The 14,344-nt window shown below is 39.3% G+C and carries 20 protein-coding genes and 1 pseudogene; 16 read left to right on the top strand and 5 right to left on the bottom strand.

Annotation, left to right across the window (positions count from 1 at the left end; genetic code table 11):
* Positions 1 to 131 precede the first annotated feature (131 nt).
* The 13 genes from B3Q46_RS08535 (at position 132) to B3Q46_RS08475 (ending at position 7,804) form a co-directional block, all read left to right on the top strand.
* On the top strand, positions 132 to 1,070 hold the full coding sequence (locus B3Q46_RS08535; RefSeq protein WP_005104446.1) for a hypothetical protein: 939 nt from the start codon (positions 132 to 134) through the stop codon (positions 1,068 to 1,070).
* A gap of 4 nt (positions 1,071 to 1,074) precedes the next feature.
* On the top strand, positions 1,075 to 1,983 hold the full coding sequence (locus B3Q46_RS08530) for a hypothetical protein (protein ID WP_085064977.1): 909 nt from the start codon (positions 1,075 to 1,077) through the stop codon (positions 1,981 to 1,983).
* A gap of 94 nt (positions 1,984 to 2,077) precedes the next feature.
* Positions 2,078 to 2,413 carry a hypothetical protein gene (locus B3Q46_RS08525; protein WP_005104449.1) on the top strand — a complete coding sequence of 112 codons (336 nt, stop codon included), beginning with the start codon at positions 2,078 to 2,080 and terminating at the stop codon, positions 2,411 to 2,413.
* Positions 2,414 to 2,619: 206 nt separating this feature from the next.
* Positions 2,620 to 2,973 carry a hypothetical protein gene (locus tag B3Q46_RS08520; RefSeq protein ID WP_005104451.1) on the top strand — a complete coding sequence of 118 codons (354 nt, stop codon included), beginning with the start codon at positions 2,620 to 2,622 and terminating at the stop codon, positions 2,971 to 2,973.
* 218 nt (positions 2,974 to 3,191) lie between these two features.
* On the top strand, positions 3,192 to 3,626 hold the full coding sequence (locus B3Q46_RS08515; protein ID WP_005104452.1) for a hypothetical protein: 435 nt from the start codon (positions 3,192 to 3,194) through the stop codon (positions 3,624 to 3,626).
* Entirely contained in the window at positions 3,623 to 4,159 is a 537-nt protein-coding gene (locus B3Q46_RS08510) for a hypothetical protein (RefSeq protein WP_286714790.1), read from the top strand. Before B3Q46_RS08515 ends, B3Q46_RS08510 begins: the two co-directional genes overlap by 4 nt.
* A gap of 1 nt (position 4,160) precedes the next feature.
* A complete protein-coding gene (locus B3Q46_RS08505) occupies positions 4,161 to 5,321 on the top strand; it encodes an ATP-binding protein (RefSeq protein ID WP_005262274.1) in 1,161 nt (386 codons plus the stop codon).
* Positions 5,318 to 6,442 (top strand): hypothetical protein, encoded by a 1,125-nt coding sequence (locus B3Q46_RS08500; protein ID WP_286714787.1) that lies wholly within the window; start codon positions 5,318 to 5,320, stop codon positions 6,440 to 6,442. The genes B3Q46_RS08505 and B3Q46_RS08500 overlap by 4 nt, the downstream gene beginning before the upstream one ends.
* Before the next feature lie 130 nt (positions 6,443 to 6,572).
* Entirely contained in the window at positions 6,573 to 6,815 is a 243-nt protein-coding gene (locus tag B3Q46_RS08495; RefSeq protein ID WP_005262278.1) for a hypothetical protein, read from the top strand.
* Positions 6,815 to 7,198: a hypothetical protein gene (locus tag B3Q46_RS08490; RefSeq protein ID WP_286714783.1), complete on the top strand. Its 384-nt coding sequence runs from the start codon at positions 6,815 to 6,817 to the stop codon at positions 7,196 to 7,198. Before B3Q46_RS08495 ends, B3Q46_RS08490 begins: the two co-directional genes overlap by 1 nt.
* Positions 7,198 to 7,359 carry a hypothetical protein gene (locus B3Q46_RS08485; protein WP_167333203.1) on the top strand — a complete coding sequence of 54 codons (162 nt, stop codon included), beginning with the start codon at positions 7,198 to 7,200 and terminating at the stop codon, positions 7,357 to 7,359. Before B3Q46_RS08490 ends, B3Q46_RS08485 begins: the two co-directional genes overlap by 1 nt.
* Positions 7,356 to 7,520, top strand: a complete 165-nt coding sequence (locus B3Q46_RS08480; protein WP_286714782.1) for a hypothetical protein — start codon at positions 7,356 to 7,358, stop codon at positions 7,518 to 7,520. The genes B3Q46_RS08485 and B3Q46_RS08480 overlap by 4 nt, the downstream gene beginning before the upstream one ends.
* A gap of 11 nt (positions 7,521 to 7,531) precedes the next feature.
* The gene (locus B3Q46_RS08475; RefSeq protein ID WP_227523934.1) at positions 7,532 to 7,804 is read left to right on the top strand and encodes a pyocin activator PrtN family protein; all 273 of its coding nucleotides are present in this window, start codon (positions 7,532 to 7,534) and stop codon (positions 7,802 to 7,804) included.
* Between the two features lie 113 nt (positions 7,805 to 7,917).
* Here B3Q46_RS08475 and B3Q46_RS16440 read toward each other — a convergent pair.
* Positions 7,918 to 7,983, bottom strand: a pseudogene (locus B3Q46_RS16440) (hypothetical protein); the annotation flags it as partial.
* A gap of 80 nt (positions 7,984 to 8,063) precedes the next feature.
* Here B3Q46_RS16440 and B3Q46_RS08470 point away from each other — a divergent pair.
* Together B3Q46_RS08470 and B3Q46_RS08465 are read left to right on the top strand one after the other, a co-directional pair.
* On the top strand, positions 8,064 to 9,269 hold the full coding sequence (locus B3Q46_RS08470) for a DUF1615 domain-containing protein (protein ID WP_262735538.1): 1,206 nt from the start codon (positions 8,064 to 8,066) through the stop codon (positions 9,267 to 9,269).
* Positions 9,236 to 9,901 (top strand): HAD-IB family phosphatase, encoded by a 666-nt coding sequence (locus B3Q46_RS08465; RefSeq protein WP_005235152.1) that lies wholly within the window; start codon positions 9,236 to 9,238, stop codon positions 9,899 to 9,901. The genes B3Q46_RS08470 and B3Q46_RS08465 overlap by 34 nt, the downstream gene beginning before the upstream one ends.
* Before the next feature lie 52 nt (positions 9,902 to 9,953).
* On the opposite strand, the gene B3Q46_RS08460 is transcribed toward B3Q46_RS08465, so the two are convergent.
* Positions 9,954 to 11,048, bottom strand: a complete 1,095-nt coding sequence (locus B3Q46_RS08460; RefSeq protein ID WP_286714781.1) for a fatty acid desaturase family protein — start codon at positions 11,046 to 11,048, stop codon at positions 9,954 to 9,956.
* 14 nt (positions 11,049 to 11,062) lie between these two features.
* The gene (locus B3Q46_RS08455) at positions 11,063 to 12,127 is read right to left on the bottom strand and encodes a ferredoxin reductase (protein ID WP_261634892.1); all 1,065 of its coding nucleotides are present in this window, start codon (positions 12,125 to 12,127) and stop codon (positions 11,063 to 11,065) included.
* 153 nt (positions 12,128 to 12,280) lie between these two features.
* Between B3Q46_RS08455 and fabR the strand changes: the two genes are divergently transcribed.
* On the top strand, positions 12,281 to 12,958 hold the full coding sequence (gene fabR, locus B3Q46_RS08450) for an HTH-type transcriptional repressor FabR (protein WP_004786319.1): 678 nt from the start codon (positions 12,281 to 12,283) through the stop codon (positions 12,956 to 12,958).
* A 46-nt stretch (positions 12,959 to 13,004) separates the two neighbouring features.
* Here fabR and B3Q46_RS08445 read toward each other — a convergent pair whose 3' ends face one another.
* Together B3Q46_RS08445 and B3Q46_RS08440 are read right to left on the bottom strand one after the other, a co-directional pair.
* Positions 13,005 to 13,805 (bottom strand): alpha/beta fold hydrolase, encoded by an 801-nt coding sequence (locus B3Q46_RS08445; protein WP_261634893.1) that lies wholly within the window; start codon positions 13,803 to 13,805, stop codon positions 13,005 to 13,007.
* Between the two features lie 129 nt (positions 13,806 to 13,934).
* On the bottom strand, positions 13,935 to 14,201 hold the full coding sequence (locus B3Q46_RS08440) for a PAAR domain-containing protein (RefSeq protein ID WP_262735542.1): 267 nt from the start codon (positions 14,199 to 14,201) through the stop codon (positions 13,935 to 13,937).
* Positions 14,202 to 14,344 lie beyond the last annotated feature (143 nt).

Raw genomic sequence — 14,344 nt, 5'->3', positions numbered from 1 at the left:
TATTTCAGGACGGGACAATTGAAGCAAATAAAAAGTTTAAGCGTATTCAGCTTTTTATTTAATTAAATAGAAATTGGATCGGTAAGTATTTGGGCTGTATCAGAATGCTTAATAAAATATGAGGAAAATAAATGACTTCACAACAACTTATTCAGTACCTTCCCTCCTCTAATTATATTGAGTATCTTCGCGTCGCCACTGATGGTGTTTCGGGAGCAACCCATATGGCAACTATAAAATGGGAAGATGATATAGAACGAGATTCTTGGGTAAAAATTTATGCTGGAGACAAACCTAGAAGCCTAATTAACGAAATGATCGGATATCTTTTAGGAAAAGCACTTAATTTACCAATGCCTCCTAGAGCTGGTTTTCTTTTAGTGGAAAATAAAATCCTTAATCCAACATTAGTAAATATGCTCAGTGAGGTTGATCGTTATAGGGGTTTTACCTTTGCATGGGTCACAGAAGATGTGAAAGGACAAAACCTTAGAATAGAAATAGAAAATAATCCAACTATCATGAATGTAATGGTTGAGTATTTTAGTTCCTGCATGAAAGATTGGGATCAATTATCAAAATTGATCGCCTTTGATGACTGGATATTAAATACAGATAGAAATATGGGAAACTCAATTCATTTGCCAGATAAAACATTTAACCTTATTGATCATGGAGAATGTATGCATGGAGGTAATTGGAAAGAAGCACAATTGCTTGACTTCAATTGTCACCATATAGGTTTTGCAAATAATTTACATTTAAAACTACTTCATGAAAAACATGCATCTTCTGGGCTGTTCCAATATGAAAATACTATGCATGAGCTTGAGCTAGCAAAACAAGAACATCAAAAAGCATTTTTAAAAGCTGAATCAGAGATAAGGCTTCACTTGCATGACCTAATTGGGGATGAAGTCATTGAGACAGGTATTGAAGAAATACCATCTTATTTGGCCTTGGAAACTGTTTTAGGTTTTCTTAAGTATCGCGCAGAAGGTTTAAAGAAATTTAGTGAAAGATGTGATACATTCCTTTCATCCCAATCAATTGTGCGTCCACTGAGTTGATATTATGAATAATTTCAAAGGGCTAGAAGAAAAATTTAAAAAAAAATCTCCTCAAACTTCGGCAATTGAGGGGCATTGGACGCAAATTCGCTGGACACCCGACCTAATAAGTAATGAACAAATATCAATAGGTGTTTTTCTTGAAGAAAATGGATTCATTCACACTAAATTTATTGAAGATTATGGTCGCCTAGAGTGTGTTTATGGAAGTGATATATCCAATAACCTAGAATTAGCAATTGATTTAATAGAGTATTTGATTAAACGAGATTGGAAAAAATCTGTCTCCCCTCAATTAATATTTGATCAACGAGGATTTGCTCGTGGTGAATCTATACAAGCTATTTTAGATAAATTATTCAACCGTGCAGTGCCATTCGGGAAACCTCATGGTACATCAAATGAACAAGTAGAGCGCTTCCCAACATATAGAACATCAAACTTAATAACTAATATCAAATCACGTATTTTTAATCAAATTGGTGATACTGTTTATGATATTTTCCCCGAGAAATCCTGGTTAGATATCAAAATTGGGCAAAAGACTCATCAAATTGATGTCCCAATTCGCCCAAAAGGAACAAAACAAGTTGGTAGCATCAACTCAACAATTTATAAAACATATGATAAATTTGAGGTTAGCTGCCTCGCAGCACTAACAGACCTACAATTAGCAAAAAAATGTGGCCTTGGTGATGATGCTGTTTTATTCACATTATTGCCTAATGATTATTCATTAAGTTTATTGCCTGAACCAGAACAAGAAAAAAGGTTTAATTTCCTAAAAGAGTTTGAATGGAAGTTAGAAATGAATGAAATAGTGCACCAAAAATATTTTGAAGAGTTTGATATTTCAAATAATATTCTCACTTGGGCACAAAATATTGCTCCAACCCCTGATCTTTTTAATTAATTATCAATAACGCTTATACCCCACCTCACCGGTGGGTTTTCTTTTCCCTAAACTTGCTTATAATTCAAACTCCAATAACAATAAACCTATAACTATGAAATACATCACACTTACCACCCTACTCTTATCTTTGACTTTTACCGGCTGCCAGAAGCAACCAGATGAAGGTGTAGATCCAATTGTCACCGCTACAGCTTTTGAGAACTCAGACAATATTCTTAGCAAATATCTGGAAAAGTTAGATTCAGAGTTCACCACTCAAGATGTGCGGGTAAAGATCTTATGCAGAGACTACCCGCGCGAGTATGAAAAAAACTATATGCCTAACTTGTTGAAGCTATCACCCGGTGAATACTCTGAAGCTGTGCTTTTGGCTGATATGGATTTGGTTTTGGATCACTACAAAGAGAAAGATGCTATTCAGTGCTAAAGCTTTCTTACTTCTGAAATATTAAATCTTTATATTGGACTTAAGACCTCTCATGACCAGGTCTGTAATAACTAAGTAAAGCATCACTAACCCGCTATCCGCGGGTTTTTCTTTATGTAAGGTAAGTGTAACCTTGCCTTTAAATGTTACATTATAACAATTAGTATAAAGATACCTATGATTCATAAATAGAAAGGTAAGTCTCAATGAAATATTTGTTAGGTGCAGCATTGTTAGGATTAGCGATTACTGGCTGTACTTCAAATCCAAAAAACGAAGTGGTGCAAGAAAAAGTTGTGAGCAATACTCCAGCTGAAACTCAGGTAATTAACTTTACTGGTCCAATGGATCTTACAGTTGAATTGAAATCTTCAGATAATTTTGAAACTGCAGAAATGACAGATAATTCTGGCAAGGTTTATCACCTTAAACGAGCTATTTCAGGAAGTGGTATGCGTTTGGCCAATGATGACGGCGTTTCAATTCACTTCAAAGCTGGTGAAGGTATTGTAGAGTTTATGAAAGACAAACCTATCAGTATTACTGAATACAAAAAATAAGATTTACGCTTTAAGAGAACCCACCTTGTGTGGGTTTTCTTTTGTCTATTAAAACATGAAATTCAGCAAATACTAAATTAATGCTAATTTTATTTAGCAAATACTATTGACTTAATATTTAGTAAATACTAAATTATATCTCACAAGCAAAGAAAAGCCCCAACGTAGCTGGAACTACTTGAGGCGTGACCCACACTCTATCTGTGAGTAAAGTAATTATGAACACAAAATTAACTCCACACAATAGCTTCAAGGTAACTCTGTTTACTGCTGCCTTAACTGTAAGCGCCTTGGCATTTGCTCATCTTGCTGACTTTGGTAGTGACCAGGTAGCACCAGTTCAAAATATTCAATCTGAATATGGAATCGTCTCTTTACAGATGCTCGACGATGTACATGGTGAAGCTGTCGTAAACCTTGATGGCTTTCGTTTGGAAATTACTTCATTTGAAGTTGAGACTTATCCAGATAGCTACGGCGTACCCGGCTCAGAATTCACTGCAGTCGAAGTCACTGAACTGGGTGAAATCAAGATATTTGATGCTAATGGCAATCCATATAACGACTTCACTGATCATCAAGATCACCGCGAAATCAATTCAATGATCGCCGGCTACATCATGAAGCACCGTCTGGTGGAGGTTCAGTCATGATTTTAAATTCTGCTGATCAAATCTTTGAGGCGCTTTTGAATGGTCAATCGGTCTACTGGTGTGAATGCGGCTCTGATGACTGGTCTCCTCTTGATGATCGAACTCAAATTAATTTTGTAGACCTTTATACCGGCTTCCTACAATTCAAAGCAGATGAGCTACCTGTAGTGCCAATGCCAGTAGAATTTGGCTCAACTCATCGTTATTTCTCTGAATACATCAAGACCTTCGAAGGACTTGAAATATATCGAGTAGGTAAAACTCGGGCCAGCTATTTTGCTCTACGTGTCAAAAGTTCAGGAACTATTTCTGACTATTTCTGCAATACGCAGATCTACTCCATTCAGTCTAATGGTTCATTGAAGAAGATGGATAAATCTCTTACTCCGCAGTGGATCTTAGATGGATTAGAAAATGCACGTGTTGCTATGTGTAAAAACAAGCGTCATCAAGTTTTGGAAAACACAGGCTTCTTTGCATCGGAAGACTATAAGAACTTTAAGCGCAAAAACCGTTCTGCAGGAGTACGTTGAGATGGCTATTCAAGTATTTACACCAGAAAACACCCTGCTTGTAGAAAGTATTAAGTGCTACCTGTATACCGATCCTGGTATGGGTAAAAGTACCATTGCTCATACCGCAGAAAAGCCTTTAATTTTTGACTTTGATAAAGGTCAGCATCGTGTATCTGCTGAGCTGCGTCGTGGCGCAATTGTTCGTATTGATAGCTGGCTTGACCTTGAGAATCTTAAGGATGACTTCTATGCACCCTATAAAACTATTGTTTCAGATACTGTAGGTGCAATGCTGGATGCAATTAAAGATCATCTTTCCAAGAATAGTGACAACCTGCAACGTGATAAATCACTGACATTAAAGGCGCAGGGTCTAGCTGGAAACCTATTTATGAAAATGGTTCGTAAGTGGGAAAACCTAGGTAAAGATATTGTTTTTATTGCTCATGCTGTAGAGCAGGAAGCTGGTAAGAATAAGATCAAAATTGTGCGTCCAGATCTGGCTGGCAAAAATAGCGCGATGCTTTATCGCATGTCAGACATTATGGGCTATCTACACGCTTCTACCGATGAGAACGGAGATGATCTCCGTACGATCTATTTCAACCCATCTGAGTCACACCATGGCAAAAACTCAGGTCGCTTAGGTCGAATACATACAAATGGGAATGGTGTGGAAGTTTGCTCTGGCCAAGTTACTGTTCCAGATCTGGCTCATTCCCCTACTTTCCTTGCAGATCTGCTTAAACAAGCCAAGGACCACATCAATACTCTTACTCCAGTACAAGCTGAAGAGTTAAAAAATATCACCGACCTTAATCATTGTAAGCAAGTCTGCGAAGAAGCCAGTCATGCCGGTGATCTAAATCAGCTTACTGAGTCACTTATGCCTGAGCATAAGTATGTAAAAGAAATGTGGGCTGCTATTAAGGCACGTGGCGCTGAAATGCAATGCACCTACGAAAAAGAGAAAAAGCGCTGGTTCAATCCACCTCAATTCAAAGGTATTTCTGATGAGCAGCTGGCCGATCTACAGGACTTTATCGATACCTGTGGTCTTGATGCGAAAACAGTGTGTGAACACTTAGGGCTTGATGCTCTCAACCAGATAGAAGCTTCCAAATTTGAAGCCGTAAAAAATGAAATAGAACAAGTAGCTAAGGGAGCAATGACAGCATGAAAATTTTAAATAGCAAAGAAGCTTTTGAGGCAATGATGGCTGGCCGAAATATCATGTGTCGTGCAGCTGGTGAGTTAATGGATTTTGATGATCTATCTCAATTCCCTGCTACGATTTTCGCTATGCCAGGCTATGAGTTCTGCATCAAAATTGAAACCATGGAACTGGCTGGTATTACATTTACCAAGCCTTTGACTCTTGATGATGTCGTGGAAGATCAGGAAATCTTTATTATTCATCCTGACCATATCTCACAGATTAAATACAGCAAACAGTGCATGGAGTATTTCAAAGCTGTCGACAATGGTTTTGCTCAGGCGGATAAAGAAAATGCCGAATTACAATTAGTGGCAATGGGTGAGCTATTTGGTCGAATTATTGTCTATCCCCCAACTATAAACAATACAGGCAAACCCAAAAAGAGACGCTCAACCAAAGCTAAGAATGAGACTGAACAGGCTGGCATACCAGCTGGCCCAGGTGATGCTGTACCAGATATTGAAAAACAGCCTGAGCCAGAGCTGATTCAGCCTATTGAAGCCATAGAGCAAGAAGCCACTATTAATACTGAAACTCCAGTTACAGAAATTGAAGCGGATTCAGTTGAAACCGACCGGGTAAAGCTTGTTGAAAAGTTCACTGCACAAATTGATCGGTTTACTAAGGAGGATGACGTTCTTTCATTCCGTCACGTATTTCTGGCCAATGGACACTTAGATCAAAAAGATCAACAGCACTTGTGCAAACTGACTGAAGATAAATTGCTTGAACTAGATCCTGAGCAATACACGCCTAAGGCTGAACCTGAACCAATCGCAGATGAAGTCATTGAAGTCGTGCAACCTAGTTTGATTGATCAAATTGAAAACACTGCACGCAAACAAGCAGCAGTGGAAAGTGCTGAGCATGGTAGTGCCTCTATCGATCTGTTCTACAAAAAGAAGAAGCAGGTTCTGATCAATCGGATCTATGACATGGATTCAGTAGAAACTTTAGAACGACTGGCACCAGCGATACCTGCTGCTAAATTACTTCCAGCTGATCATCAGGAGCTACTCAGTATTTATGCTCAGCGCAAAGATGCCTTGATTCAAGCTGCTGAAACTGGGGAGGCTTCATGAGTTATTCCTACTCTTCTATGACCCGCGTGCTGCTTGTGCAGCACAAAGGTCGGGTTAGAACTTACCGCAACATCAACCTATTCGGTATTGATGATTGCCTTCGAAATTTTGCGAACACCTGGGGGTACAGATGATCTTCAGAATTAAAAAGAAGCATGAAGTTGGTTTCAAGCTGTGGCTAGAAAAATTGGGTTATACCAAAAATGAACTTGCGGATGGCAGCTCGACATTTAGCGGCAAAGGCACACGCAAGACACTAAGTTATGTGCTTTTAAAGAAAGATTTAACAGGCAATGCAGCATGCCAGGTGCTATTTGGTGAATATGAAGAGCACCTGGATAACCCTGATTATTTAGATGTAAAGGTGGCGTGATGGAAAAGAATAAATTGTGGTGCGTAGGAATCTGCCCTGAAGATGATAGTCCGCATGAACAGTCACCTGCTGCATCAAAAGAAATTGCTGAACGTGCTTTGGCTCGATACAGAGCCATGACTAAAGCTGAAGGTAATCAGTTCATGATCGAATCATTTGATGAATACTTTCAGGTTCAAGAATGGGAAGGCACAGCTGAAGAACACCAGGAACAAATGTTTTATACAGAAGACTGGTTTAAAGAGCCGATGTACCAGTGCAAAAACATGCAGCAGGCTGAACAAGCTTTTAAGTACGGTGAAATCGTGCACTGCTACAAAGATAGTGCTGAGTTAATTACTTCTGATTTTGATGAGGCTAGGCGCTTCTATGAGGTGGCGTGATGGATAGCAATAACCAAATAATTGAACCCACCCCATATGACGATGCGCAATGGCTCTGGTGCGCTGATTGGTGCAAGAAAAAAGGATTAAGCCCATATGATTCTAAGAACTGGGCAGATGCAAAGTTTGAATACTTGAAGGCTCAAGGAGAAAAACAATGACTGATATTCAAAAACCATGTGAGCCTTGTGAAGATAGCAATATCGATCAGCAAGTAAATCTGATGGATCAATTCATTGAAAGCGGTGAATTTGATAAAACTCTAAATGATTTTTTTGGGTTGCCGGAATCGGTAAAACAAAGTTTGAAGGAGATTTCATAATGGGAGCAGCTATGAAAATTGATGATCCAGTTGATATCAGTTTTATGTTACTCATGAAGTACCGTAAACCTGTAATTAAACTTGAAGAGCTCTTGCCGGATTACTTGCCTCATCTTACAATTGAACAGGCAAATAAGCGCGCAAATAAATGCACTCTTCCATTTCCTGCATTTAAATCGGATGGAAGAAACTCCCCTTTTTATGTTCATCTAAGTGATGTGGCATCTTGGCTTGAAGCAATACAAAAAGAGTCTAAGAAAGACTGGGTAGCAATGAACCATTGATTGCTAAATTATTGATTAATTACCGCATGGTTGCACCTATTTTGCACCTTGCACCATGCGGCTATTCAGTAAGATGCTAATAAATAATAATTTTTATAATGTATATGTGATTAATCTATCCCACCTGCCATGGGAGCGACAATCAAATTATTTGACAGTTGATAGGGACCAATATACATATAAATTCATCACTTTTCTGATGGGCATAGTATACTGCATCTGCCTTGTTCACTCATCTTTTCAATTTATTTACGACACCATGAACAAATATTTTGCTCAAGCTTTTTCTCTTAAGTCCTTATCCCTACTTGCTTTATCTATTAGCCTTGTAGGGTGTGGCAATGGTTCATGGTGGTCAAATGATGAACCAACTCTTGAAGTTGAACATATTCGCAAAGCCATTCCAAGTCGTGTCAGCCAGCGCGAATCCTGGGCACAAGATATTTATGACATCACTGACCAGCTCGGCATTCCACAAACCAAAGAGAATATCTGTTCAATCGTGGCAGTTGTCGATCAGGAATCTAACTTTAATGCAGACCCGGTAGTTCCTGGTCTTGGTGAAAAAGCCGTTAAAGAAGTTCAGGAACGGCTGGAAGAAAAATTTAAAGATAAACTTGGTGAAAGTATCGGTGGAACAGTTGCAGGATATTTCCAGGATGTACTAAAAAACCATCCAAGCCCAGAAGACAATTATTTAAGCCGGATGCGCCGGGTCAAAACCGAACGTCAATTAGATGAACTTTATCGTGAAATCTTTGATTACATGGCTAAGCATTATCATGTAAGTGCATTGACAGGTGCAGCTAAACTGTTTGGGCAAAATATTGGCGAAAAAATGAATCCGATTACAACCTTGGGTTCTATGCAGGTTCATATCAGCTATGCCAAGGAATATAAACGTCAAGGTGGTAGTATTGCTGATTTACGTAGTGATCTGTATAGCCAGTACGGCGGACTCTATTACGGGATTCATCGATTGATGATGTACCCTGCGGATTATGAAAAACCGATTTATCGCTTTGCTGATTATAACTCCGGGATGTATTCCAGCCGTAATGCAGCATTCCAGAGCATGTTAAATAGCTTAACCGAAGCTGAGTTGAGTCTGGATGGCGATTTACTACTATATACTAAAGATGGCGCGATTCGCTCACAAAAGAGTCAATCTGAACGAGAGCTCATCAGCGTTTTTGCAAAAAATAATTTTATTATTACTGAACGTCAGATTCGGGCTGACTTAAAGAAAGAAAAAGTTAAAGATTTTGAAGATACTATGACTTATCGTGGCATCAGTAAACTTTATCAAGAAAAAACTGGTAAAGAGCCAATTTATGCAATGATGCCAGAAGTCGTGATCTCAGGCCCAAAATTGAGTCGTGAGTATAATACTAACTGGTTTGCCAACCGTGTCGATGGTCGTTATCAAACATGCATGCGCCGCATCAAAAACATAAAACTCTAGCCTTATTTGATTTTGATGGAACCCTGTATCCTTATGACAGTTTTACAGGGTTCATTTTCTATGCTTTAAAGAAAAGGCAAATTCTGAAACGTGGACTTCGTATTCTGCCTTGGATTCAGGCTTACTATCTTAAGCTCTATCCTGCTCATGCGATGCGACCAAAACTGTACTACACCATGTTCAGAAATAGTCATGCGCAGGAAATTCAGCAGCTTGCCGAAGAATATGCACAGCGGCTTGTTTTAAGATTGAATCCCAAGCTCTTAAAGCAACTCAGACAACACCAGCAACTCGGGCATCAGGTCGTTCTCGTTTCAGCCTCGTTAAATTTATATTTAAAACCGGTTTGTACTTATTTAGGCATTGACCTGATTTGTAGCGAAGTAGAAATTCTGACAGGCGAAATGACAGGTTTATACAACACACCTGATTGTAGTAAGGATCAGAAGAAAAGCAGAATCTTGGAAAAATATAATTTAGAAGATTATGCTGAAATTTATGCTTATGGAAATAGTGAGGAAGATGAGGCAATGTTAAGCCTTGCACAGTATGCTTATTTAGAAGGACGAGATAAAGTACTTCCATTACTTGAAATGAATTTACCCAAGTCTGAACTTAAAATAATTAATTAAACTGAGAATAATAAAAACCGCTATGAACAGCGGTTTTTTATTGAAATCTATCTTACTTCTTAAACGGAAACGCATATTTCACGATACGTTTAATCACGCTGCCATACTGTTTTACCAGACTGGCATTATTATAGTTTAAGCCGTATTTTTTACATACTGCTTCTACTTTTGGCGCCATTTGACGATAACGGCGTGCAGGCACATCCGGATATAAGTGATGTTCAATCTGATGGCTTAAATGTCCAGTCAAAATATGAAACGCTTCAGAACCGGTTAAGTTTGAAGAACCACGAATCTGACGCATATACCAGTGACCACGGCTTTCATTTTCCATGACGGCTTTCGGAAACACTTCTACATCTTTAGTAAAGTGACCACAGAAAATAATACTAAAAGTCCAGATATTACGAAGACCATTTGCCACCAGGTTACCTGTCAATACCGGTAATGCTGCAGGACCTGCAATCAACGGAAAGAATACATAATCTTTGAATAATTGCTTACCAATTTTACGCTGCATTGGCTCCCATTCTTCAAGAGTTTGTTCTTTGGTTTTACGGCCTTTGAAGTATTTACCCAATTCAAGGTTTTGAATGGCTACGCCCCACTGGAATAATAAGCAAAATGGAATACTGTAAATTGGCTGTAATAAATAGCCTGGTTTCCAGCGTTGCTCAGGGAATAAACGCAACAAGCCATAACCAATATCATCATCCATACCTTTAATATTGGTATAGGTATGATGCTTGAAGTTATGGGTTTGACGCCAGTTGTCTGAAGTTCCGACAATATCCCACTCATAAGTCTGGCCATTGAGCTTCGGATCATTCATCCAGTCATATTGACCGTGCATGACATTATGACCCAGTTCCATATTTTCCATGATTTTGGCAAAGCCTAATAAGCCTGTACCCAACAACCATGCTGGCGGAAACCAGCCTGTGAATAATAAGGCACGACCTGCAATCGATGAATAACGGATGCTCGAATATACACGACGGATATATTTGGCATCTTTTTCACCTAAATCATCCAGCACTTCCTGTTTGATGGCATCAAGCTCACGTGCAAGTTCATCTAGCTCAGATTGGGTCAGTTCACGGTTTTTAGGATTTTTAAAATACTGTAATTTTACTGGCATATTCATAGGATAAAACTCGCTTATAAGTCGATGACAAGGTCAGTCTGCGCTGAGTTAACACAAATTTTTAAAAGATTACCTGGCTCGGTATTTTGTGCGCCATTGACCAGATTCTTGGTTGAACCTTCTGCTTTATTACAGGCACATTTATTACAGATGCCCATACGACAGCCATGGGTCGGTCGGATATTCTGCTGTTCCAGACTCACCAGAATCGACTGGCCTTTAGGAATCGTGACAATTTTTTTCGATTGAGTCAGGGTTACATTGACAAAACCAGTATCAGCTTCATCATTCAAACTCATGCTGAAAGCTTCACTTTTGAAAAGTTTTGCTGAAGCAAACAGTCGTTCTGCAGTCGCAACAAAACCTGATGGTCCACATGCATAGACTGTGCTGTGTTCCAATGCCTGCAATTGATCTAGATAAGATTCATCAAGACGCGGCGCAGCCGGTTGTTCCTGAGTTGCAAATACCTGATAAGAAAAGTTTGAAAACTTTTGTGTCAGCTCTTCAAAACGCGCAATGAAAGCAGCATCCTGATTTTTCTTGACCCAATACCATAAAGTTACTGGTGCAACCAATTCAACTTTATCTTTTAAAGCTTCCAGTATACTCAGCATTGGTGTAATACCACTACCCGCAGCAAGCAAAAGCAATGGGCTGTCCTGTTCTGGCAAAGTCATGTCACCGAAAGGTTGACCAAATTCAATGATATCGCCGACTTCAGCCTGTTCAGCAAACCAGGTGGTAACCTTACCTGCATTCACTTTTTTAACCGTCAATAAAACATGCTGCTGATCAATACGGGTCAGACTATAGCTACGTTCATAACGAATGCCGTTCACCACCACAAATACAGGATGATGCTGGCCCGCCTGACCGAACTGGAATAAATGATTGACACGAATCGTCAGGCTCAGCATATCCTGCGCAGCATTTTCTTTGCACACGATCTTGCCTAAAGGCTGATTCATCGACCATAGAGGATTTAATTTCTGCATCCAGAAATTAATCGCATATGGATCAATCACACTCTCTTTCAGCGTATTTAATGGCGTTTTAAGCTTTTCGAGTACAGGCATCGTTTTAGACATCACCTTGGATTTTTAATTATTATACACTTGTATATATATTTGTATATACATTTGTATTGTTTCTAATCATTTCACAAGCTGGACTGCCTTCGTTATAATGTGCTAATGCCTTTTACTAATCACCTCATGAATGAGCCTTCAATGAAAATAAGCAGTGACGCGTCTTTACCATCGAAAAGCATTGATGAGCCCATTATTGTCCGTAGTGTGGGCCGTAAAGCGACCATTACCAAGGAAGAACTGTTTCAGGCTGCTTTAAACCTGATTGGACCACAAAAAAGTATTTCATCTTTAAGCTTGCGTGAAGTTGCCCGTGAGGCTGGAATTGCTCCGAACAGTTTTTATCGTCATTTTAAAGATATCGATGAACTGGCGATTGAATTGATTGATCGTGCCGGGATTGTGCTGCGTCAGATTCTCAATGAGTCCCGCCTAAAAGCATCGAAACAGAATAGTATTATCCGTAGTTCTGTCGAAGTCTTTATTGCCCAGCTGGATGCTGATGAAGGCAATTTAAGCTTGTTATTACGTGAAGGCTATACCGGTTCAAAATCTTATAAACAGGCAGTCGAACGCCAACTGAATTATTTCCAGCAGGAGCTTCAGGAAGACCTGATCCGTCTGGAACGACTTAATAATAAAAAATTATTTCATCCCGAGATTGCTGCCAGAGCGATTACCCAACTGGTATTTAATATGGGAGCCAATGTGATCGATATGGCACCTGAAGACCGTAAGGAAATTGCGGAACAAACCATGATCATGATTCGCATGATTCTGGAAGGTGCCCGTCATCTGGATCAGTCTCAGATCCGTTAAACCAGCTGAAAAAAAGACTCTTAGTGAGTCTTTTTTATTATAAAGATTAAAGCTCATTCAATTTAGCTTTAACATGGTTTGCTGTCACTTCTGGATATTCTAGTGGAAACATATGTCCGCCCTGCACCACTGAATAATCTACCCGATAAACCTTATACATGCCTTGTGGTAAACCTTGCTGATAAAACTGGCTGCGCTCTGCTGTGATTAAATGTATCGGAACCTGTGGTGGTTTTCTTGGTGTACGCCACCACCAGGCCGGTACAGTCCGGAAAATTTCTGCCTCAATCTGTTTCGGAATAGCTAAAGTTACCCCTCCACGCTCTTGATCAGGTACAATCCCGCTTTCAATATAATCTTGAAAACATTGTTCATCAAAATGCTTAAATAGACGATTCGATCTCAGCGCTGCAACGGCGTCCTGTTTAGATGGCCAGTAATCCTTACGTTTTAGGGTAATACCTGCCGGAGTGAAGCGGTCAATACTTTTTAAGTTGAACTTTTTCACGACTTCAAACAATGCACTATTTTTCCCAATTACGAAAGGTGGATCCATGATCACCAGTTTGGAAAATAAATCCGGACGTTGATAGGCTGCCATTAAAGTTACCAAACCACCAAATGAATGTCCCAGCCCAATCACCTTTTGATCCGGAGATTGCTGCTGGATATCCTGTATCACTTCATTTACTAGATAACGCCAGTCTTTGGTAATTGGATAGGCTGGATTCATCCCGATCAGCGGAATCGCCTTGACCTGATATTCATCCTGAAAATAATTTAAAAACTTCCGATAGCTTGCCGATGGAATGCCATTAGCATGAGTAAAATGCAAAACCTGTTTCATTATTTTCTTTGATCATTTCTTTATAAAGCCTAATAGAAGCTTAATATTAAAATATGAAATTCCACAGGATCGAATTCACCAATCTATGACCTTTAAAGTCACTTTCAGTCTAGATCGACATATGGTCCATTATTTTTTAGAAATAGCCAGATTTTGCATCGGTAAATAAGTGGCTCCACAACTGGCTTTATCTCCAGCAATGATTACAGCCCTACCTTTGACTATTGTAGATAAATCACTAGCAATTGCAGTAACCGTAGTTTGACACTTGGGACAGTAATGCTTCATGCCATTCAGATGCACTGCCATACCATTAATTAAAAAAGAGCTCTCACATTCAGAGACCATACCGCCATGGCTGGTTTTCGCGCCAATAGTGATCAATGCTTTGGACATGGTATTTTATTTCTTATTCTTAGGTGTGCTGATTTTAAACAATACAGAAAATATCAGCTAGCACGGCCCGACCAAGCACTTAATGAAGATTTAAATTTCAGTCATAAAAAAGCAGCCCGAAAGCCATTGCTGTCCCACAATTT

Source organism: Acinetobacter sp. UBA2581 (assembly GCF_002339435.1).
Classification (GTDB): Bacteria; Pseudomonadota; Gammaproteobacteria; order Pseudomonadales; family Moraxellaceae; genus Acinetobacter; species Acinetobacter variabilis.
The sequence above is the reverse complement of the archived record's forward strand: the minus strand, read 5'-3'. Positions and strand labels throughout refer to the sequence as shown.